19 protein-coding genes are annotated in these 22,653 nt (G+C 43.8%); 10 read left to right on the top strand and 9 right to left on the bottom strand.

What is annotated here, in order from left to right:
• The first annotated feature begins 189 nt into the window (after positions 1 to 189).
• Both Aso01_RS05660 and Aso01_RS05655 read left to right on the top strand, forming a co-directional pair.
• The gene (locus tag Aso01_RS05660) at positions 190 to 1,668 is read left to right on the top strand and encodes an MFS transporter (protein ID WP_004935828.1); all 1,479 of its coding nucleotides are present in this window, start codon (positions 190 to 192) and stop codon (positions 1,666 to 1,668) included.
• A 253-nt stretch (positions 1,669 to 1,921) separates the two neighbouring features.
• A complete protein-coding gene (locus Aso01_RS05655; RefSeq protein ID WP_004935832.1) occupies positions 1,922 to 3,310 on the top strand; it encodes an NAD-dependent succinate-semialdehyde dehydrogenase in 1,389 nt (462 codons plus the stop codon).
• Positions 3,311 to 3,398: 88 nt separating this feature from the next.
• On the opposite strand, the gene Aso01_RS05650 is transcribed toward Aso01_RS05655, so the two are convergent.
• Complete coding sequence (locus tag Aso01_RS05650) at positions 3,399 to 3,713, bottom strand: DUF8200 family protein (protein ID WP_004935835.1); 315 nt, start codon at positions 3,711 to 3,713, stop codon at positions 3,399 to 3,401.
• Between the two features lie 254 nt (positions 3,714 to 3,967).
• On the opposite strand from Aso01_RS05650, the gene Aso01_RS05645 reads away from it, so the two are divergent.
• Positions 3,968 to 5,902: an acid phosphatase gene (locus Aso01_RS05645; protein WP_004935837.1), complete on the top strand. Its 1,935-nt coding sequence runs from the start codon at positions 3,968 to 3,970 to the stop codon at positions 5,900 to 5,902.
• Positions 5,903 to 5,953: 51 nt separating this feature from the next.
• Here Aso01_RS05645 and Aso01_RS05640 read toward each other — a convergent pair whose 3' ends face one another.
• Positions 5,954 to 6,547, bottom strand: coding sequence for a LysE/ArgO family amino acid transporter (locus tag Aso01_RS05640; RefSeq protein ID WP_004935840.1), 594 nt, complete (start codon positions 6,545 to 6,547; stop codon positions 5,954 to 5,956).
• Between the two features lie 155 nt (positions 6,548 to 6,702).
• Between Aso01_RS05640 and Aso01_RS05635 the strand changes: the two genes are divergently transcribed.
• A complete protein-coding gene (locus tag Aso01_RS05635) occupies positions 6,703 to 7,584 on the top strand; it encodes a LysR family transcriptional regulator ArgP (protein WP_004935843.1) in 882 nt (293 codons plus the stop codon).
• Positions 7,585 to 7,693: 109 nt separating this feature from the next.
• Positions 7,694 to 8,383: a GntR family transcriptional regulator gene (locus tag Aso01_RS05630; RefSeq protein ID WP_039909863.1), complete on the top strand. Its 690-nt coding sequence runs from the start codon at positions 7,694 to 7,696 to the stop codon at positions 8,381 to 8,383.
• Here the strand turns inward: Aso01_RS05630 and Aso01_RS05625 are convergent.
• Genes Aso01_RS05625 through Aso01_RS05615 form a run of 3 tightly spaced genes read right to left on the bottom strand, consistent with a single transcriptional unit; the run spans position 8,373 to position 11,182 of the window.
• On the bottom strand, positions 8,373 to 9,149 hold the full coding sequence (locus tag Aso01_RS05625) for an ABC transporter ATP-binding protein (protein ID WP_029952374.1): 777 nt from the start codon (positions 9,147 to 9,149) through the stop codon (positions 8,373 to 8,375). The two genes, Aso01_RS05630 and Aso01_RS05625, sit on opposite strands and share 11 nt — an antisense overlap.
• 5 nt (positions 9,150 to 9,154) lie before the next feature.
• Positions 9,155 to 10,171, bottom strand: coding sequence for a FecCD family ABC transporter permease (locus tag Aso01_RS05620; RefSeq protein ID WP_004935853.1), 1,017 nt, complete (start codon positions 10,169 to 10,171; stop codon positions 9,155 to 9,157).
• Positions 10,172 to 10,174: 3 nt separating this feature from the next.
• Positions 10,175 to 11,182 (bottom strand): ABC transporter substrate-binding protein, encoded by a 1,008-nt coding sequence (locus Aso01_RS05615; protein WP_004935854.1) that lies wholly within the window; start codon positions 11,180 to 11,182, stop codon positions 10,175 to 10,177.
• Positions 11,183 to 11,354: 172 nt separating this feature from the next.
• Between Aso01_RS05615 and Aso01_RS05610 the strand changes: the two genes are divergently transcribed.
• The 3 genes from Aso01_RS05610 (at position 11,355) to Aso01_RS05600 (ending at position 15,785) form a co-directional block, all read left to right on the top strand.
• Positions 11,355 to 13,469 (top strand): TonB-dependent siderophore receptor, encoded by a 2,115-nt coding sequence (locus Aso01_RS05610; RefSeq protein ID WP_004935856.1) that lies wholly within the window; start codon positions 11,355 to 11,357, stop codon positions 13,467 to 13,469.
• 470 nt (positions 13,470 to 13,939) lie between these two features.
• Complete coding sequence (locus Aso01_RS05605) at positions 13,940 to 14,941, top strand: isopenicillin N synthase family dioxygenase (protein ID WP_004935858.1); 1,002 nt, start codon at positions 13,940 to 13,942, stop codon at positions 14,939 to 14,941.
• A gap of 163 nt (positions 14,942 to 15,104) precedes the next feature.
• A complete protein-coding gene (locus Aso01_RS05600) occupies positions 15,105 to 15,785 on the top strand; it encodes a GntR family transcriptional regulator (RefSeq protein WP_004935859.1) in 681 nt (226 codons plus the stop codon).
• A gap of 44 nt (positions 15,786 to 15,829) precedes the next feature.
• Here Aso01_RS05600 and Aso01_RS05595 read toward each other — a convergent pair whose 3' ends face one another.
• Together Aso01_RS05595 and Aso01_RS05590 are read right to left on the bottom strand one after the other, a co-directional pair.
• A complete protein-coding gene (locus Aso01_RS05595) occupies positions 15,830 to 16,777 on the bottom strand; it encodes a PDR/VanB family oxidoreductase (protein WP_004935860.1) in 948 nt (315 codons plus the stop codon).
• A gap of 11 nt (positions 16,778 to 16,788) precedes the next feature.
• Positions 16,789 to 17,865 (bottom strand): aromatic ring-hydroxylating dioxygenase subunit alpha, encoded by a 1,077-nt coding sequence (locus tag Aso01_RS05590; protein ID WP_004935862.1) that lies wholly within the window; start codon positions 17,863 to 17,865, stop codon positions 16,789 to 16,791.
• 533 nt (positions 17,866 to 18,398) lie between these two features.
• Here Aso01_RS05590 and Aso01_RS05585 point away from each other — a divergent pair.
• Positions 18,399 to 19,751, top strand: a complete 1,353-nt coding sequence (locus tag Aso01_RS05585) for an MFS transporter (RefSeq protein ID WP_004935863.1) — start codon at positions 18,399 to 18,401, stop codon at positions 19,749 to 19,751.
• 117 nt (positions 19,752 to 19,868) lie between these two features.
• On the opposite strand, the gene Aso01_RS05580 is transcribed toward Aso01_RS05585, so the two are convergent.
• Both Aso01_RS05580 and Aso01_RS05575 read right to left on the bottom strand, forming a co-directional pair.
• Positions 19,869 to 21,017: an FAD-dependent monooxygenase gene (locus Aso01_RS05580; protein ID WP_004935864.1), complete on the bottom strand. Its 1,149-nt coding sequence runs from the start codon at positions 21,015 to 21,017 to the stop codon at positions 19,869 to 19,871.
• Between the two features lie 234 nt (positions 21,018 to 21,251).
• Positions 21,252 to 22,064 (bottom strand): IclR family transcriptional regulator, encoded by an 813-nt coding sequence (locus Aso01_RS05575; RefSeq protein WP_004935867.1) that lies wholly within the window; start codon positions 22,062 to 22,064, stop codon positions 21,252 to 21,254.
• A gap of 275 nt (positions 22,065 to 22,339) precedes the next feature.
• Between Aso01_RS05575 and Aso01_RS05570 the strand changes: the two genes are divergently transcribed.
• Positions 22,340 to 22,645, top strand: a complete 306-nt coding sequence (locus Aso01_RS05570; protein WP_004935872.1) for a non-heme iron oxygenase ferredoxin subunit — start codon at positions 22,340 to 22,342, stop codon at positions 22,643 to 22,645.
• Positions 22,646 to 22,653: the final 8 nt, after the last annotated feature.

The following is a 22,653-nucleotide window of genomic DNA, read 5'->3' as shown; positions in this document are numbered from 1 at the left end:
AAGTCAAATTAAATAAAAAAAGAGGGGTAACCTCTTTTTTTATTTTTTAAAATTTTATTTTAAGGCTCTTGCTATTGATTTCAAAAATAATGAAATATAAAAAACAGATGAGGTTTTCAATTTTAGTTGGTTCATTTTAATTCGATATCGATTTTATATTAAGCCTTTCCAAATCAGGCACTTTTAAAAATGAGTGATTATAATCATCAAACTATTCCAGCGTATGAAATAAGAAGTGCGAAAGATGTCTCGCAACTGGTTTCTCAACATGCAGGTCGGGGTAAAAGTAATCATGTGATCTGGCTGGCGCTAATAGGGGTGTTTATAGATGCCTACGATCTCACCACATTATCGTTTGGTATCGATCAGGTGGTGAGTGAGTTTACGCTAACGCCTGTCATGACCGGTGTGGTTGCCTCTGCCATCATCTGCGGGACTATTGTGGGCAATATTATCGGTGGGTGGCTCACCGATAAAATTGGCCGTTATCGTGTGTTTATGGCCGATATGGTGTTGTTTGTGATTGCCGCGATAGTGGCGGGGCTGGCCCCCAATGTCTGGGTGCTGATTGCGGCACGTTTTGTCATGGGAATTAGTGTCGGTATCGATTTACCTGTGGCGATGTCATATTTGTCTGAATTTTCAAAATTTGAAGGCAAAAGCAACAAGGCGGCGCGTTTGGCAGCATGGTGCCCAATGTGGTACGCCGCTTCTTCGGTGTGTTTTGCTGTGGTGTTGGCACTTTACTTTTTACTTCCACCCGAGCACAGTAACTGGCTTTGGCGCGCATCTCTGATTTTTGGCGCAGTGCCTGCGCTGTTGATTATTTTTGTACGTGGAAAATATCTGACCGAATCACCGATCTGGCTGGCCAATCAGGGTGACCTCCAAGGTGCAGCAAAAATATTACGCCAATCCTATGCGCTCAATGCCAAGGTCGCAGATGACATTATTCCGCAACAAGTGGGTCAGCAGCATCAGGCAAAAAAACTGAGTTTCAAAGTTTTGTTTCACTCTGAATATCTTTCCCGTACGGTCGTTTCCTTAGTGATTCATGTTTCGGTTGCATTTCAATACACCACCATTGCGTTCTTTTTACCGTCAATTCTGACACGGTTTTTCCACACCGATACACTCACCACCATTACCACCACACTTGGGCTTAACTTGATTTTTGCCTTTACAGGCGGGCTGTTGGGGGTATATGTGGCCAGCCGGTTTTCATCACGGCATGTGCTGCTTGCTGGATTCGGGCTACAGTTTATGGCGCTGGTTGCACTGGCATGGATTGGAGAACCACAGCATCCATTTTTAATTTATATCGCCGTTATTTTACTGGGTGCTTGGTTATTTGCCGAAGGCTTTGGGCCAGGGGCCCAAATGATGGTTTATCCAACCATGGCGTATCCTGCAGAAATTCGTGGCATTGGGGTCGGGTTTAACCGAGCAGTCACGGGTGTCGCACAAGCCATTGCCATGTTTGTATTGCCCATTTGGATGGCACGTTACCAGACGGATGTATTTTTCATTATTTCATTTTTTGCGGTGGTGCCTTTGGTGGTGATTGGTTTGATGATTAAATATGAACCCACTCGGCATGATGTCGATGCATATCCGCACGCAGCAAAGCAAAAAACAGCACTCAGTACGGATGTCGTGGTCGATTAATATAGAATGGCGACACGCTCAATCATCAGCTTGCAGCCTAAAATACATACCGGTTAAGCTGGTATTGAGTACACGATAATGCTGAACCTCAACTAATTTTATACATTTTGTCTTTGAATGTTACGCCGTTATACGATTTGTAAGATCAGAATAAATTACTTTAGAAATCATCTGCGTGACCGTAATTTAAATGGACACGCATTTTTTTAGAAATGCGCTCAAAATTGAAACTTCAAAAATAGAGGGTAGATTCATGGCATATGCAACGGTTAATCCCTACACGGGCGAAAAAGTAAAAGAATTCCCGACTGCAACTGAAAAAGAGGTACATGCAGCAATTGATGCAGCTTATACCGCGTATTTAGATTGGAAAGAAACTTCGTTTGAAACACGTGCTAACGTATTAAATCAGGCGGCCAGTATTTTACGCCGCGACAATGAGAAGTATGCAAAATTTTTAACGCTCGAAATGGGAAAACTGTTTAAAGAAGCATTAGGCGAAGTCGAGATTTGTGCACAAATTTTTGAATATTACGCCAAACATGCCGAAAAGTTTTTATCGCCAACACCACTCATCACTGAAAATACCGACATCGATGCCATGATTTACTATGAGCCACAGGGTATTGTGATGGCGGTAGAACCTTGGAATTTTCCGTTTTACCAGATTGCCCGTATCTTGAGTGCGCAGCTTGCCGCTGGAAATACTGTACTGCTTAAGCATGCCTCGATTGTGCCGCAAAGTGCAAATGCATTTGAAGAACTGATGCTTGAAGCAGGTTTGCCTAAGGGTGCTTTTAAAAACCTATATTTGAGTCATGAACATATCCCTCTGATTTTAAATGATCACCGGGTGTGTGGCGTGGCACTGACAGGTTCTGAGGGTGCCGGCGCTGAAGTGGCTGCACATGCGGGCAAGGCATTGAAAAAATCGACGCTTGAACTAGGCGGTGCCGATGCATTAATCGTGCTTGAAGATGCAGACCTAGAAAAAGCGGCTGAACTTGCAGTCAGTGGCCGCCATAGCAATGCCGGTCAGGTATGTACCGCATCGAAACGTTTTATTGTGGTCGATCAAGTCTATGATCGATTTGTCGAGCTTTACAAACAAGGCGTGGCAAAGCTTAAAGCGGGTGACCCGATGGACCCGGAAACCACTTTGGCGCCTTTATGTTCGCAAGAGGCCGCCGACAACTTGAAAAAACAAGTCGAAAAAGCCAAAGCAGCAGGTGCTAAAGTTGAAGCAATCGGTGCGCCGGTGCCAGAGCAAGGTGCATTCTTCCAACCCTTGCTTATGACGGATATCAGTGATGATAACGACGCACGATACTGGGAGTTTTTCGGGCCAGTCACACAGTTATATCGTGCCAAAGATGAGGACGATGCTATCCGTATCGCCAATGATTCACCGTTTGGTTTGGGCGGCTCAGTGTATACAGCCGACCATCAACGCGGTGTTGAAGTGGCCAAAAAAATCCATACCGGTATGGTTTACATCAATAGCCCAACCACGTCGCAGGCCGACTTGCCATTTGGTGGTGTAGGTCGTTCAGGCTATGGTCGCGAACTGATTGATTTGGGTCTAAAAGAATTTGTAAACCACAAATTAATTGCAGTGACCGATATCGATGCCAAGATTTAACCGAAGTGAGGCGAACTTCTAAATAAATCGTCTCAACAAAAACACCAGATCATCGCTGATCTGGTGTTTTTTTATTGGATTGGTATCTTTAACGTGCTGCTTTATTGCAAGCGGCCAGTTCGGGTGATTGAGCATTCCACACTTTTCCAGCCGAGTTTTTATAGTAACTAATTTTTCCTACCCGCATCACTAAACTTTGGCACGAGTCGAGCGATAGCTCATCGCCCCAAGGGCCAGACATGCTGCATGATTTTCCGTTACATTTCCAGACCACATTAGGCCCGCTTTCAATGGGTACGGTCACTGTACCTTTATAGGTTGAGCCAGCAGACCAAGTGGTGTTGGCAGCCAAGGCATGTTGGGTGCCGAACAACACTGCACAGCAGAGGAGGAATTTTTTCATTGCTATTCTTCTTTTGGTTGTTATATCGACCAATATAGGTTTTTGCGTCGAATCAAGTCAATGTCGTCCGTAACACAGATTGAATGACGCCAGATAAAGTGAACACACGATAAAAGCGTCCGTTGCGTCCAGATTTAAATGGGTTTTTTGTCAATTAAGAGGTAGATCGACTCAAAATCATTTGATCGTATTTAACACAAATTAAACACTTTTACTGAAAGATAGCATCTTTATTTACGCTTATGGATGACGCCATGTCCAGTTTCAAGTTGAATGCGCTTTGCCTCTCGATTTTGTCTTGTTCCGTGCTGTTTACAGGATGTAATGATCATGATACCGATACTACATCGGATGCTATCACGCAGCCGCCCAAAGGTTTGGGCTATGAAGATACTGCACCTGTTTCGTCGAATCTTAATGCAGTGGTCGACTCTTGGGCGACTAACCAGCGAGGCGATGCGCGTTATGCCACAGTTGAAACCAATGCGGGCGTTCGAGTTTTAAGTGGTTATCTTGATGTCTGGACACCTTCGAGTTTATTGGTCGATGCAGGCGTATCTGCTGAGGCACGAGACGGATTTCCAGCGGTGAAAGCCTCAAACTGGACCGGAATTCCGGGTGATAGTACAGATGGAACCAAAAAAAATGCAGAAGTACTTAATTACAATATCAATTATTCCGTACAAACCACACATAATCGCAGCGCAGAAGATGCTGTGCGTGCCTATCTCGATGATCGACGCGGTAAAAGCTACAGCGTGACCACTGGTTTGGGCGCACTGACAGATCCATGGCGCAAACTGACCGGGCAAACCACCACCATCAATGCTGTACCCGCTGATGCACAGCAGGTGAAATATGACGACCAAGGCAATAACTCGGGCCTAACAACCGCTCAAGGCAATCTCGATTTTGGTCAGGTGGTCGAGTTTATTCAGGCCATGGGGACCAACGCATCGACAGAGCCAGCCAAGCGATTTTATAAATATGCACGTCCGTATCGTTGGAGCCGCGATGTCATCGTGGTGCCAAGTTTAGAATCGGCCAAGAGCAATACACCCAATACCGATGGCGGTTTTCCAAGTGGTCATACCGCCGAAGCGGGTCGAAATGCCATTGCAATGGCATATCTGGTGCCGCAGCGCTATCAGGAGCTGATCGCACGCGGAATGGATTTGGGCGATTCGCGTATTATTGCGGGGATGCACTCGGCACTTGATGTAGTCGGTGGGCGTATTCAGTCTATTGCTGCCGATGTCGCAAACCTCAATGCCATGACGCCTGAAAAGCGCCAACAGGCCTATCAGCAGGCACAAACTCAGTTGATGAAAGCCACCAATACTACAAATTTTGAAGCCTTTTATGCTGTAGCAAAAACACCTTACGATCAAAACGATCGATTCGCAGATCTAAACACATTAAAAGATAAAGTCAGCCTGTGGATGACGTATGGGTTTAATCAAATTGCAGATAAAACTCGTGTTGCAAATGTGCCTAAAGGTGCAGAGGTCTTACTCGAAACCCGCTTTCCTTACTTAACTGCCAACCAGCGCCGTGTGGTCTTAAAATCGACCGCAATTGCATCAGGTTATCCTGTGATGGATGATGCCGAAGGTTATGGGCGCTTAAATCTGTTTAAAGCAGGTGCAGGTTATGGCAATTTTAATGGTGATGTAACACTGACCATGGATGCCGCATTGGGTGGCTTTAACCAGTCTGATCAATGGGGCAATGATATTTCTGGAGCCGGAAAACTCACCAAACTGGGAACAGGCGCACTCGGCTTAAATGGCAACAATACATTTACGGGCGGTATAGATATTACTCAAGGTACGATTCGTTTATTGTCTGAACATGCAGCAGGGCAAGGCGATGTGTATGTACGCGCTAATAGCAATTTAAATATCAATACCACAATCACCTTACGCCTCAAGAGCAATTTTACACAGCTTGCTAACTCAACGCTTCTGGTTGATTTTAAATCTGCAATGCAACCTGCCGTACAAATTGACCAGACTGCCAGCTTAAATGGTCTGTTAAATATTCGTACCAGCAGCACTTTGCCGGCAGGAACCTACACCGTACTGACTGCCAAAAAGCTACAGGGAAGCTATCAAAAAGTGACTTTAAATGGGCAGGACATTACGCCGATTTATCAAGACAATTCGCTTCGCTTTAAAATATCGTAACTGATAGGTGCGTACACAGCTGGTCGGTCATACAGGCAAACCAGCTATGTATTACAGAATCAGATTCAGCGCAATTCCCCACATGATAAATCCAATAACAAGATCAAGTACTTTCCATGCATGTGGACGGTTAAACACAGGTGATACAAGCCGCGCACCATAACCGAGTAAAAAGAAAAAAGACCAAGATGCCAGTATGCATCCGGCAGCGAACAGATAATTTTGAGGTGAAAACTGAACAGAAATTGAGCCGACCAAAAACACTGTATCTAAGTACACATGTGGATTGAGCCAAGTGAGTGCCAGACAGATCCCAATTACAGGCAATAACTGGTGATTTTCCAGATCACTCGGGCGTAATACCGATGACTGCAATGCTGCGTAAAAGTGCTTTATGCCATATAAGAATAAAAAGAGCGCACCGAAATACTGGGCACAGATTAATAAAGCTGGAAACTGAATGATTATTTTTGAAAATCCAGTAACGCCCAGATAAATCAAAATAGAGTCAGACAACGCACACACCAGACACACCCAAAAAACATGCTGACGTTTAAGCCCTTGTTTGAGCACGAAGGCATTTTGAGCACCAATGGCGACAATAAGCGACAGCCCTACGGCAAAGCCAGAAAAAAAAGCGTTCATAGTGACTCGATCATAAACAAAATAAAAGTAACCCCAAGCCACGTCAGCGTGTGCTTTTAACCGGAATCCAACGTCATCAATGGTAGATGGTTTTTCTAATTAAAGTCAGTAATACTAAGAAGATATCGAGATAACTAAAAAAAATTTAGGTGATTATGTTAGACAGTAAGCAATGTGATGCATTTATGGCTGTTGCGGAACACGGTAGTTTTGATTTAGCGGGCGATACGTTATGTATTACGCCTTCAGCGGTTACGCTGCGCGTACAAGCACTGGAAAAACAACTCGGACAATTGCTTTTGATTCGGGCACGCCCATGCACACTGACGCCAGCAGGTCAGCAACTGTTTGAGCATTTACAGCATACACGTCGTCTGGAGCAGAATTTAATGCATACGCTGGCTGGCCCGCAAAATGCCAGTTTTTTTCAAGCCGTCATTGCCACCAACGCCGATTCGCTTTCGACATGGTTATTGCCTGCATTACATACGGTGCTTATTCAAGAAAAAATACTGCTACAACTACGGGTTGATGATCAGTCACACACCTATTCATGGCTACAAAAAGGCATTGTCAGTGGCTGTATTTCGGTGGAAAGTAACCCCATGAAAGGCTGTCAGGCCCAGTATCTTGGCAAAATGAAATATCAGTTAGTTGCGACTCAGGCCTTTACGCAGCAATGGTTTGCACACGGAATCAATCGCACACAACTACGCAGTGCACCGGCCATTATTTTTAATGAGAAAGATCATATTCATTTTAATGTATTAGAAAGCCAGTTTGGGCTACCGCAGGGTAGTTATCCGTGTCATGTCATTCCTTCATCTGAGTCTTATTTTACCGCAGTGCAACTGGGCATGGGGTATGGCATTGTGCCCGAATTCCAGCTTAAAGCCGCCCAGCAACCGCTGATCAATCTGATGCCTAATTACAGCATCGAGATTCCATTATATTGGCATCACTGGTCACAACAATCGCAACCGTTACAGCGTTTAACTGAGCATATGCTGCATCATGCACGGCATTTTCTGGTGTAAATCTCGACAGGCTTACATCCACACGCATTTATTTGTTGCAGTCATGGCTACGTTCAATCTCAAAAGCCATTATAATGAGCCGCTTATACGTTCCGTATTGGTTTATCTCATGTCCAAAGCACCATCTGAAAAAAAAATATCCAATAACATTTCGGATCTGATTTATGCACAATTAAAACAAGATATTTTTAGCTTTGTACTCAAACCCGGTCAGCGTTTTACAGAAACCGATCTGGCCGAGCGTTATGCCGCAAGTCGTACCCCGATCCGACAGGCATTGTATCGTCTGGAGCAGGAAGGTTTTGTGCATGTGCATTTTCGAAGTGGATGGGAAATTCGTCCACTCGAATTTAGGTATTACCAAGAACTTTTTGATTTACGCATGATTTTAGAAAAAGAAGCAGTCAAACGTCTGTGTGCACTCGAACAGCCGCAAGAGTTACCCGCATTGCAGGCGTTACAGGCCATGTGGCTGATTCCTCCCGAACGCTATTTAAAAGACACTGCCGCGTTGATCTTACAAAGTGAAGACTTTCACTGTGCTTTAGTACGTGCTGCCGGTAATCAGCAAATTGCCAAGATTCATCAGGAGGCCAGTGAAAAAATTCGTATTGTACTGAGTCTGGGGGCCATGAAGGCATTAGATGTCGCGCATGCATACGAAGATCATGGTGCGATTTTACGGTGTATCTTAAATAAAGATGCCGAACAGGCCATTCACTTGGCCGAGCACCATGTGCTTGAGAGCATCAACGAAGTAAAAAATATTACTTTGCAAATGCTCAGTGTCATTCACTGATTTCCCGGCGTTTTGGCATGACGATCTTGTGGGTGCCCACATAGGCTTGCTGAAACGGTAAATCATAAACCTGAGCCAAAAAATCAGCCTCAGCGGCCTGTGCTTTGTCTTGTGCGCGAATAATCTGGCTGTCTTTAATAAAGAAAAACTCATCTGCATACAAAAATGCAAGATTCGGATCATGCATAATGGCCACAATGGTATAGCCTCGACGCGACAACTCGTGCAGTTTTTGCATGAGAAAAGCCTGATAGTACACATCCAGATGATTGGTGGGTTCATCGAGTAAAATGACTTTGGGGTTTTGCGTCAAGATGCGTGCAATCATGACCAGTTGGCGCTCACCACCCGACAGCGTGGTGTAATCGCGATCTTGTAAATGCTCAATTTCCAGCATGCGAAGGGCTTCATAGGCTTGGTCGCGATCGATTTGTGAAGGCGCATAACCCGAAAAAGCAGCACGACCAGTCAGTACCACATCTAATACTTTAAAATTAAAAATACTTCGATGGCTTTGTGCAAGAAAACCCAGTTGCATTGCCCGCTGTTTTCCCTTGAGCTTTGCCAAGGGTTGACCATCAAATAAAATTTGACCTGACTGAAGTGGATAAATACCGGCCATCAGATTAAATAGTGTCGATTTACCACTTCCGTTTCGACCAAGTAGTACAGAAAAACAGTTGGACTGGAATTCGAGCTGAATGTCGTGCAGCACCGTTTTTTTCTGGTAGGCAAAATTGACTTGTTGAATTGAAATTGTACTCATAACCATCAAGCCCAGTTCATGCGATAACGACGAATAAGATATAAAAACAAGGGAGCACCGAGCAGCATCGTAAAAATTCCGATTGGAATTTCAAAGGTTGAAAATGTCCGAGACAGATTATCGATAATCAACAAAAATGATCCACCCAAAAAAATGTTCGCGGGAACAGTTTTGGCATTATCTGGCCCAATCAGCATACGCACGACGTGCGGTACAAAGAGTCCGTAAAGACTAATAATGCCGGCAACTGCCACAGAGGATGAGGTGGCTAGGGTCACAAATAACACCAACAAAAACTGATCTCGCCTTGGGTCGACGCCAACCGCTTGGGCTTCAAGCTGACCCAGTGCCAGCAAATTCAGCCGCCAGCGCATGCCATACATACCCAGTAAAGACAGGGCAATCGGTAAAACAGCCTGTTCGACTTTGTCCCATGTGGCTTGATGCAAATTGCCCATAGTCCATTGTACAATTGCCTGTAATTTATAAGGATCGCTCAAGTACTGAACGATACTGAGTCCTGCGATAAACAGCCCAGAAACAATCATGCCGGAAAGTAAAATCACCACCACCGAACTTTTTTCATAGCGTTGCTGGGCAAAACCATAGGTCATACATACGGCTAAAATACCAAATAAAAATGCAGATACCTGAACCGGGAGCCAGCCAGTGAGCAGTGCAAGCGCAGCACCTAAAGCCGCACCAGACGAAATACCCAAAACATAAGAATCTACCAATGGATTTCGAAACAAGGCTTGCAGGGTATTACCCGACGATGCCAGTGCAGCGCCAACTAAAAAGGTAAGAAAGACCCGTGGCATTCGAACATTCACAATAATGTTTTGCATGAGTTCTAGTCGCGCGAGTTCAATATTGCTCAAATGGTTTGGCGTGCTAAAAAAGGCATAAAGTGCATAGCTAAAATCACGTAGACCAAATTGTTCAGATGGCCCAATCAACAAAGAAAATATAATCAGCGGAACAGGGAGCAGATAAATCAAAACAGAAACAGAAGACTTCACTGATTATTCCTTAGATTGAGCCATGTGGATGAGTTGGGCGGCATGCGTTGCTCCATAAAATTCACTTAAAATCCGCTGCATATCATGCGCTGCATCTTGATGCACATCGACTGAACCAGATAACCAGTGTTGTAACTGATTGGCAGCCAACAGAATTTTGGGCGTATGCGGATTAAACAAAAACGCCGGACGCAAGCTATACACCTGCCGTTGCCGAACGGCACTTAAGGTGCTTAGTTCTGGGCGCTCATAAATCTGCTCAGGACGACTGTTCCACAGTAAAATCACATCCGGATTCCACTGCAGAAGTTTCTCTGGATTGACATTGGGTTGATCAATTGAAGTGGTGACCACATTACGTGCCCCGGCAAGTGTCATGACAGTATTGGGCATAGAGTCGATGCCCGAGGTCGAGAAAATCCGCCCTCCAGACCAGCCGTAGTACACGGTTTTTTGCTGCGTTGTATTGTGTTTTTTGGCATTCATCGCGGCAATTTCAGCATCAATAAATTGAAGTAATTGCTGAGCACGCTTGGTGCGTCCTGTCAGGGTGCCTAAATCATGTAATTCTTTTCGGGTTTGTTGCAGATTTTCCGACATCACGGCATATACCGGAATCTGCATTTTTTGTAATACCTTGATCACGTCGGTCTGACCAGCATTGACCACGACCAGATCGGGCTGTAGTGCAACCACACTTTCAATATTGGTCGAGGCTTCCCAGTTACTTGGCGTTGCAATTTGTTTTTGGGCAATACGTCGATCCAAAATGGAATAAGCACGATACAGATCCGGCGCGCTGTAGATTTTGGCAGGAATGCCCACCAGTGCCGAACCTGCACCCAGCATATACAAATCATCGACGCTGGCCTCAAACAGGCACACAATCCGCTGTGCTGGCTTTTGCAGTTGAACTCTATTGCCGTATCGGTCTGTCACATCTATTTGAACTGTATTTGCCTGATCTGACGGTACATGTACAGGCGTACAGGCAGCGCATACCAATCCCATAAATGTCAGCAAAAAAATGCATCGAAATAAACCAAAAAATTCAGCAGTCATAGTTTAGGCATTGTGCTCGGGCAGCAGATTGGAAAAAATACGTCAAACGACTTATACAAACTTGTGTACAAGATGGTATTTTATTGTAATTTATCGTAATTGCAACTGTTGGATCACCAAAATGAAACTGCGTAGCAGGCACTTTTTATATTCATTTGTACCATTTTTTTGTGTGTTACATACGGGGTATGCGCAAGAAACCGCGTTATTACAGACGCTTCAGGTCATGGCGCAATCGGAAGATCATTCTTATTTAAATACGCTTAGCTCTGAGGCCACAAAATCGGGAACCGACCCATTTCAAACTCCGCAGAATGTTCAGGTGGTGAATCAGGCGATGCTCCGAGACAGCAATGCACAGCGCGTTGGGGATGTGATTGGCTTGGTCAGTGGTGTGAGTTTACTCAACCCTTTAGGAGGGCTTTGGGACAATTATTCGTTTCGTGGTTTCAATACCGATCAGACCATTGGTGCTGCCGCGTTACGAAATGGAGTCAATGCGTATCTGGGGCTGAATGCTGCGCATGATTTGATTAATATTGAGCGAATCGAGTTTTTAAAAGGGCCAGAAGCTGCACTTTATGGTGCGGGTGATCCGGGCGGAACCGTCAATATTGTGACCAAAAAACCGAAATTTCATCCAGAGTATAGTATCGAGCTTCGGGGTGGCTCCTATGATCAGTACCGTACCGCAATTGATGCTAGCAATGCGTTAACCGACACCGTGGCGTATCGTATTGGGGTGGCATATGAAAACAACCACAGCTTTCGAGATGAAGTGAAAAACAATCGATTGTTCGTAGCACCTCAACTGACTTGGCAACCTAATGATGCGACGCAACTTGACTATGACAGCGAATATACAGTCATCAACAGCCTGTTCGATCGGGGAGTGACCGCTGTGAACCAGCAGTTGGGGAAAATTCCCAATACACGTTTTTTGGGTGAAAAAGACGATGGTCTGATGACCATGAATGATTATTTGCAGCAGCTTAGACTCCGTCACCAATGGGCCAATAACTGGACCAGTACCAGCACCATTAACTACAAAGACAACACTTGGCGTGGATTTTCGTCTGAAGCTTATCAAATTTTAAATGCACAGGGTGATCTCAATCGTGAGCGACGCTATCGTATCTACGATACCACCAGTTATCTGTTTAATCATGATGTACAAGGTGAGCTAGAAACAGCACAAGCCAAGCACCGCTGGTCGATTGGGCTAAGCTATAGCGATTTGACCATTCAAAACCATTTGCTGCGTTATCGCAAAAAAGGATCGACCGAGAGTCTGATCAATATTTACCATCCTCAATACGGGATTAATTTACCGGCGGTGTCGAGTGTTTACAACACACATGAGCGTCAAAATAATGTGGCACTGAGCTTCAGTGATGCGATTGAGTTTTCACCTAAGTGGACTTTATTGCTTGCGAGTCGTTTCGACTATTATCAACAACGTTATAACGAGGTTGTGGCGCAGACATCGGGTCAGCAACGCTTTACTCAGTGGAGCCCGAAAGCTGCACTGAATTATCGAGTGGACGATGCCACTTCAGTATTTGTGAGTGCAGGGCAATCCTTTCACTTAAATTCTGGCTTAGATATCCAGCAACAACCGTTTGCACCCGAAAAAGCATGGACCTATGAACTTGGCATGAAAAAAAGTGCCTTTGATGATCGCCTAATGTCATCATGGTCTATTTTTCAAATCAAGAAGCAAAATGTTCTCACCACCAATCCCGTCGACTCGTCGTACATGATCACTGCCGCTGAGGAAAGCAGTCGCGGTATCGAATGGGACTTCACCGCTCAGCCCATCGATGCACTCAACCTAAAACTGGCCTATGCCTATATTGATGCTAAGGTATCAAAAACTGAGGCGGCTTCGGGCATTCAAAAGGGCAGTGCGCTAGTCAATAGCCCGAAACATAATGCCAGCCTGATGATGATGTATGATCTTTGGCAGTCTGGTGGGCAAAAAGTTGCTGTAGGCAGCAATATTCAATATCTGTCAAAGCGCTCAGGCAATGTATATGACAATGGTTTTAATCTTCCAGCTTATACTTTGGTGCATTTAAACGCTGCCTATCAGGTGACGCCTCAGCTCAGTTTTCAGTTCAGCTTGAAGAATCTGTTTAATCAAGCGTATTACGTGTCTAGTTTAAAAGACGAATGGGTGACGCCGGGCAATCCGCGCGAAATGTTTGTAACGCTCAATTATCGTTTTCAATAAGATGAAAATAATATGCGATGATTACATTTCGCTGCATAAAATTAAGTTTGAATTAAGTTCCGGGCACTAATCTTCTTATCAAGCCTAGCAGCTTATGCCAATCTCCAATCGGCATCTTGAAATACCCTTCGCCACACCCTCAGATGTGGCTTTTTTTTGCCTGAAAATTAAGGCATGCACAATCGTAATGCAGTTTAACAGCCGACATTGCCACAATCTGATGCAGCGCAGCGCAGAATGGGCCTTTAATCTTGCGTTTCATTATGATTTTTTGCAATTTTAGATTGGCATAGTGTTTGCTTAATTTAATTGAGAGTAGAAGCTGTCAACATATAAAAAATGAGTATGTGGGTCATTGCTCTAAGCGTTAGCTTGAAAAAGGCGTGACGTTTAGTGTGACTCAATACTTGACTATCATTTTAGCGTATTGGGTCATGTCATTAAAATTTACTTGAATGTGAGTGATAAAAATGAACAGTCGACATTACCCAACAACTGAATTTTCATTGCAGGAACTACAAAAAGAATCACGGATGGGCAGTATAGGCACCGAAACCCAACGTGAAATCCGAATGATCGATTTAAGTGACTTTGAACAGCGCAAATACGAAATTGCCGATCAGCTCTGGTCTGCTGCAATCGAAATCGGTTTTTTTCAGGTGTATAACCATGGAATTTCAAGCCAAGATATCGACCATGCCTTTAAAATGGCCGAGCAATTTTTTGCCTTATCGCGAGATATCAAAGCACAGTATCCCTTAACTCGTAATGCTGGATGGGAAAGCAAAGCACAAATTCGGCCCTCAACACAAACGCCCGATCAGAAAGAGTCATATCAAATTACCCGGCCACGTATGCAACAGCTTTGGCCAACCGAACAAGAACTTCCACACTTTAAAATCGATATGCTCGATTTTGAACAAAAGTGCTGGTCGGTAGGAATGAAAATTTTATCCTGCTTTGCCTATAAACTCGGTTTTGCAGAAGATTTTTTTACACAGGCACATGAACCTTCGCAGTCAAGTTATCAAAGTACCCTACGCATGCTGCACTATTATGCGGTCGATCCTGCGCTTAAAGAAGAACTAGGATTATGGCGTGCAGGCGCACACACCGATTTTGACTGTTTAACTTTATTGTTTCAGCAAGAAGGCCAAGGGGGCTTGCAGGTGTGTCCGGGCAAAGAGATGGACGAGCAGGAGTGGACCTCGATTGAGCCATGTAAAGATGTCATTACCTGCAACATTGGCGATATGCTCACCCGCTGGAGTGATGATTTATTGCCATCTAATTTCCATCGTGTCAAAAATCCAGCCGATGATGAATATCAAGGCGCTCGCTATAGCCTTGCATTTTTCTGTCAAGCCAATGAGGATGTGCTGATTCAAAGCCCTCAAGGCAAGTATCCCGACATTACCGCCAAAGATTATTTAGCACAGCGTGTTAGTGCCAATTTTTCTGGAAAATATTGATTTCATTTACAAGTGATTTTTTGACAAGACAGTCATCAAAATCGAGACTGTTTTGTCATTAAATCACTCAAATTTAAAGCAAAACTCACATAATTATCATTGTCAGAACACGCGTTAAATTGATAGCATCGAATGGATTCTTGATTGCTAAAAAGTGGCGCAAATGTCTTCAGGACAACAAGTCTTAATAAAACTCAGAAAAATGATTATTGCTGGCGAACTTGCAGGCGGGAGTCGGATTGCTGAAATTCCAACGGCTGAACTACTAGGTGTATCGCGTCAGCCAGTGCGTATGGCTTTTCGACTGCTCGAACAAGAAGGACTCTTGATCAAGAATCCTACGCGTGGTTATCTGGTACGTGAAATTTCTGACCAGTTGATTCAAGATGCGATTGAAGTGCGTGGTGTGCTCGAAGGTTTGGCAGCCAAAACCTTGGCAGAAAAAGGCTTAAACGATGAGCAGAAAAGCACACTTAAAAGCTGTATTGAAGAAATCGAAAAGCTTTTTGCAGCGCACAGCAGTTTCGGCGACGCAGAGATAGAAACCTATGATCATTTTAATGCGATTTTTCATGACACGATTCTTCAGGGGGCAAAAAATATTGCCCTGATGCAGGCACTTGCTAAGAATAATCAACTGCCATTTGCGTCAGCGCAAGCCATTACCTTCGATTCATCTCAGGCGCTTTCAGAATATCGCCGTTTGCATTACGCACATTTGCAGCATTGCTCCATTTACGATGCGCTGTTGCATCGACAAGCGGGGCGTGCTGAAAACCTGATGCGCGAACATAGCAGTGTTGCCATTTTGGGCGAGACTGTTCGGCATCTGATTGCAGATTAAAAAAACTCCTATACATGGGCTTAAGATGTATAGGAGAAAACCTTTTATCCAAGCTCAATCACTAAGGTCTCTGACTTGGCTCTTGAGCAGCATGGCGTAAAATACTGATTTGACGCATGCTCTTCATCTGTCATAAACATATCGCGATGCTCTGGAATGCCAGCAAGTACACGGGTCATACAGGTTCCGCATACGCCTTGTTCACATGAAATAGGCACGTCAAAACCATGCGCAAGCAGTGCTTGGGTTGCTGTTTGATTGGCCGGAACCTCAATCGTTTGGCCGGAACCGAGAACTTCAATTCGAAAAGACCGGTTACTGGTTTGATCGACTGGTGCAGCAGCAAAATGTTCCTGATGCAATTGCGCATTCGACCAACCCGCCTCAACGGCTGCATCCATCACAAACTGCATAAAACCTGTCGGGCCACAAGCATAGAGATGATGGTCTTTACTGGCATCGGCCAGCACCTGCGCCATATTGCACGCCGTTTCAGGCTGATCTTGAATATGTAAATGAAGATGATCTGGAAAATGCGTGGTTAAATTGCCATAAAATGCAATCATTTCGTGGCGCCGCACAAAATAATGCAGCTCAAATGGAATCTGATCACGCTTTAATTGATAGGCCATCGATAAGATCGGTGTGATGCCAATTCCCCCTGCAAATAACATGGCGCGGCCAGTTTGCGGATGCAGCTCAAACAAATTACGTGGTGGACTAATCTGTAAACGATCACCTTCGCTATAGTCCAGATGCATACAGCGCGAACCGCCACGTGAATGTTCATCGTGTAACACGCCAATCACGTAACGATGTCTTTCACTGCTACAGTTCGAAAGTGAGTATTGGCGAGTGAATCCGTTTTTTAAATGCACATCGATATGCGCACCTGCTGAAAAAGCCGGAAGCGAATCACCCTGTGTCGAAACCAGTTCAAAAGCACGAATATGTGCAGTGAGTTGGTGAATTTTATCAATGATCACGTCCATGTCATGCTGCCTTATATCACGCGAATATTGGGAAACTGGCGATCTTGAAGATCTGGCGGTGGCGTTGTTTCTTTGGCCAGCAGACGCTCAATAATTTTTCGTGATTGAACACCACCCGCATCGATATTCAACATTAATAATTTTCTGTGCGGATTGTTCAAAATGTTTTGTTGCTGTTGTTCCAGCATTTGCAAATCTTCGGTAAAGATTTTGCCTTGACCTTCACGAATTTGATCGGTCAATTCATGATTTTCGGGCTGAAAGTGACGTGCCATTCCCCAAAAATACCAATGCGACGTTTCAGTTTCAGGCGTAATAAAGTCGACCACAATCGCCGAGACTTTCTTGTCTGTAGGTGCATGATATCCGCCATAATCTGCATGCGCCACGCCCACCTCAATATGCACATTACTTGGTGCATAAAAATGGCAGCGCTGCCAGCGATCAACCGGAATATCATCGGCCAAATGGTTGCCACGTAATGCCATTTTCCAAAACGGTGGGGCAGTCACATTTTCCATATAACGTTCGGTAATCACGTGATCGCCGTCGACCTTGGTCATAGGCAAAGCTTCGTCAATTTCTTTTTGACCAATACTACTCGAATGTACGTAGGTTTCGTGGGTGAGATCCATCAGATTATCAATCATTAATCGATAATCACACTGGATATGAAACAGACCTCCGCCATAGCCCCATTCGGGATGATCGGCCCATTCAAGTTCTGGAAGCGTGCTCTCGTCTGCCAACCCGATATCGCCTGGCCAAACCCAGATAAAACCGTATTTTTCCACAGCAGCATAGGCTTTATTGCACGGAAAACCAGTCACGCGTTGTGCTGGCATTGCGACAGTTTTTCCATCGCAGCCCATGACCAAGCCGTGATAGCCACAAACCAGATGACCATCTTCGACATAACCGAGTGACAGCGGTGCGCCGCGATGCGGACAGAAATCTTCTACAGCAGCCACTTTATTTTCTTTGGCACGATAAAAGACGATTTTTTCACCACAAATAGTTCGACCTAATGGCTTGTCCTGAAGATCTTCTGGACGGCAGGCGACGTACCATGCATTTTTTATAAACATTTGTGACAGCTCCTTATCACTTATTGGATCCAATTTAATTGAGTTTTGACTATTCGTCAATTTAGATTTTTCTTTAGAACAAAATTAAATTTGTATGTTTTTTTTACATAGTTCAGTAATTATTTCATGATTCATTATTTTTTTATTTAAATGAGATAGGTTTAATCCACATTTAAGTCATAAATAAAAAATCTCATAGATCGAATTATAAAAGCAATATTGGATCCATATTTGAGGAAATGAAGCTATTTTACTGAACTTGAAGCTTCGCTTGAGAAAAATAAATTAAATGTGCGATCATCAATTTATTTGTACGTTTATCGAACAATAAAATCTGGAAATTGTTGCTTTGATCAATCGAGTTGATCACTATTTAATATGAGCAGGACGCTCCAGAGACCTGAACACTACCGTTATTTATTTTTAGTTATTTAATTCCTTTTAGGCAATTATGGATATGGATATGCATAATCACCCGGCATTTATACTGTTAAATGTGGCGTGTATCGCTGTCCAGACATGGAGATACCCACATGCAACGCGACGTACTCAGCGAAATTAATCAAAACCCCATGAGCCGCTATCAGTGGTTTGTGATCGGGATCTGTATTTGTTTGAATATCATTGATGGCTTTGATGTGATGGTGATGGCCTTTACCGCACCGTCAGTTTCTGCTGAGTGGTCACTTTCAGGTGCGCAAATCGGAATGTTACTCAGCGCTGGCCTGTTCGGTATGGCCGCAGGCTCCATCTTTTTAGCGCCATTGGCAGATAAAATTGGTCGCCGTTTTCTGATTCTGATTTGTTTGGGGATTTCCGGCCTTAGTATGTTGGCATGTGCCTTTGTGACCAGTCATGGCATGTTGGCTGCATTGCGCTTTATTACGGGTATTGGTGTGGGTGGTATCTTGGCCAGTAGTAACGTATTGGCAAGCGAGTATGCCAATCTAAGATGGCGTAGCCTTGCAGTAAGCCTCATGTCAACAGGTTATGGTATTGGCGCAACTCTGGGTGGTGTATTGTCTTTGGCCTTTGTTGAACACTTAGGCTGGCGCTCGATTTTCTTGGCAGGTGGCGTGACAACACTGCTGATGTTGCTGGTGAGTTATTGGGTATTGCCAGATTCGCTGGATTATTTATTGGCTAAAAAACCAAAACAAGCACTCGAAAAAATCAATGCTGTCATGCAGCGTATGGGGTTAGTTCGCTTAGACACCTTGCCAATCTACGATAAAAATGGCACCAAAGAAGCAGGTGATATTGCAAAACTGTTTCAGGGTAAACAAGGCTTTTTAACCTTATGCCTTTGGTTTTCATTCTTTTTGGTGATGTTCGGATTCTATTTTGTCATGAGCTGGACACCAAAGATTTTGATCAGCATGGGAATGTCACCAGATCAAGGCGTGAGTACGGGTATTTTAATCAGTATTGGTGGAATTTTTGGTGCGGCAATTATTGGCTTACTGGCCTCACGTGTCAAAATTTTCTATGCGCTCAGTGTATTTTTAGGTTTAACCGCTGCATGTGTCTGGCTCTTTGTGGCAGTCTCATCGCAAGTCAGCATTGCACTGATGGTCGGGCTGTTGCTTGGCACACTCATCAATGGCTGCGTGGCAGGCTTGTATTCAATTTCGCCAACCATTTACGATGCCAATATTCGTAGTCGTGGAGTGGGCTACGCAATTGGATTTGGCCGAATTGGTGCCATTATATCGCCAACGGTTGCAGGTATGTTTTTAGACAAGGGTTTGGCACCTGCAACTTTATATGCCTATTACGGTATCGTATTTGTTTTGGCGATCTTCCTGATTTTAAGTCTAGGTAAGGCATTTTATCGTCAGCACGATCAAGATACAGATGTAAAACCTGTTAAATCATTGGCTTGAGTAGTTAATGGTTCGTATCATTCTTGAATGCTGGCTTTACTGAGTTCACTCATGAGTACAACTTAAGGAATGTTTAGTGCTTTAAAAAAGATCCTGCTTGAGCAGGATCTTTTGGTTTTAAGCGTTACTGGTGTTGGCAAGTTCAGTCTGCCACGCATCGTATTGATAGACCCAATCGGCGTTACCTTGTTGCTTCATCCATTGGTTGCCACGAGATCCGAGTTGAATTTTAGCGGTACGCTCTTGTCGAGTGAGTTCATAAACTTGAAGTGCCCGTTCAATATCTGTGTGAGAGCTGACCGATACAAGGCAGCGTCCAAGTACTACCGCATCTTCAATTGCCATACCGGCACCTTGTGCCATAAATGGAAGCATTGGATGACAGGCATCACCCAATAGCGTTACACAACCGACAGACCAATTTTGTAGTGGATCACGTTCATAAAGCGCACTTTTTAGGGTCGTGTCGCAGGCATCAAGCAGGGCACGTGCATCCGCATGAAAATCCTTATAAAATGCGCGCAATTCATTTACGTCACCTTCACTGGTCCATGATTCTTCTGTCCAGCTCTCTTGCCCGGTCGTCGCAAAAATAAAGGTGTCTTTACCTTGATTGAGTGGGAACGTCACAATCTGCTGCTGAGGGACTGGGCCCCACCATTTGGTAAATGCATCGATTTCGGGTACATGTTGTACTCTTTCTGTCGGTACAACAGAGCGAAAAGACACAATTCCGGTAAAGCGTGGAGATTCTTCGCCAAATAAAGCACTACGCACACGTGAATGGATACCATCTGCACCAATCACCACATCAAACTGTTGTTGTGTACCATCTTCAAAACTTAAATCAATGCCGGATGCATGCTGCTCTAAATGACACAGACGTTTGGAAAACTGAATGTGTTCGACAGGAAATAATTCAGCCAAAGCGTGAATAATATCTGCACGGTGGATGGTGACCTGTGGTGCACCATAGTGTTGTTCAGCCACTTGGCTCATACCTAAGCGAGAGGTTTCAAGGCTCGTATCCCAATCACGGCTGATTCGATAAGTCGGCATGGCTCCTAATTTACGAATGGTCTGGCCAGCACCTAAGCCATCCAGTGCTTTAACCACATTTGGGGTGAGATTAATGTCTGCTCCCACACGTGAAAATGTAGCAGCTTGTTCAAAGACCGTGACCTTGTGGCCCGACTTACTTAAGGCAATTGCGGCAGCCAAGCCGCCAACACCACCGCCAACGATTGCAATTCGTAATGTGTCCATACCTGTATTCTCGTTTTGTTTTACCTAAAAGATCGAGTTATTATTTGTTTTAAATACAAAACAAAGTTAAATATATAAAACAATCTATATCATTAAGCTGAACTTGAACAATGTCAAGTCATTCGTTTGAGAGAAAATCATGTTGATTTTTTAAGGTACAGATAAAGTGGGAGAAATCATCAAAAAACAATGCAAGATTAAACATGAGTGGTCGGCAATCCATTGCCTATACGACTAATAAATAAATTTTGAAATTTTTTCAGCAGTTTCAATAACCTGTTTGGATATATCTTGCTTAAATGTTGTTTCGTCATAGGTGCTGATCGGGCAGCTAACAGACAACACCGCCACCATTTCTTTTGAAGACTGACGATAAATCGGTGCTGCACATGCTGCCATGTCATGGTTGTAATGACCCCAGCTCACCATCGATGCCTGAGTTTTCACAAAGTTTAAACGCAGTAGCAGTTCTTTTAGATTTTTTGGGGTCAGTTCGGAAAAAGTATCCCATTCATCAAACTTACGGTAGCGCTGACGAATTTCTGTTTCGGGTAAATTTGATAACAGTAATTGACCAATGACGGTGGCGTGAGCTGGCCAGCGCGTACCCAAACTAATGGTACTGGTGAATGGGCCGGTCGACTGAATATTATTTACAAAGACAATATGCGTACCTTCTAAAATGGAAAGATGTACTGCAATTTTGGTTTGATCGCGTAAATCTTTCATCAAAGGTGTCGATAAATCGAGCAGTGATAGCTTTGACAAACTGTTAAAACCTAGCTCCATGACTTTGGAATCTAGCGCATAGGTTTTCTGCGATGCTTTGCGCAAAAATCCACAGGATTCTAAGGTGTAAATCAAACGAAATGCACTAGAACGGTTCACATCTAAAATTTCGGCAATTTCAGAAATGGTCATTTCCTGTGCTTCTTGATTGAACGCCTGCAAGATGGCTAAACCGCGTACAAGCCCTGGAACCAAATAGCGATCGTCATTTTTGCTCGCCTCGACGTCTACGACATCTTCTTCTACAGCTATGCTCATTCGATAAAAATTCCTAGAAATAAAAGGGGGGATGATTTTGGTGCAATGTGCTTTATTTTGATTCTATTGTAATGATAAAGAATACTTAAAACAATGTTTATATATAAAACTAAATTTAATTGATAAAACGTAATAAAATATTTAAAAATAATTAAGATTATGAAATATATAAATTTTTATTTATTGACATAAAATCAATTTGAGGATTATTCTTTGCATATGTTTTGGAAATAAACAAATGTTTTGTATATAAAACAATATCGAGGGCTCAAACGATGAGTTGGATTTCAGTTTGTGGCATTGATGATGTCTCGGAAGATGAACCAAAAGCAGTTGAAGTAAACGACAAAAAAATTGGTGTATTCGTTATCGATGAGCAGTACTTTGCAATCGAAAATGTGTGTCCACATGCGTTTGCGTTGCTCACAGAAGGCTTTATTGAAGATCAAACCGTAGAGTGTCCATTGCACGAAGCGATTTTTGATATTCAAACCGGTGAACTAAAAAGCGGACCAGGATGTCGTGATCTGTGTACTTATCCCGTGCGCGTGGACGGGCAACAGATCCAGATTCAACTGTAATAGCAAGC

The sequence above is a fragment of the Acinetobacter soli genome (assembly GCF_000760595.1).
In the GTDB taxonomy this organism is placed as follows: Bacteria; Pseudomonadota; Gammaproteobacteria; order Pseudomonadales; family Moraxellaceae; genus Acinetobacter; species Acinetobacter soli.
This window is presented reverse-complemented; position numbering and strand designations above follow the sequence as displayed.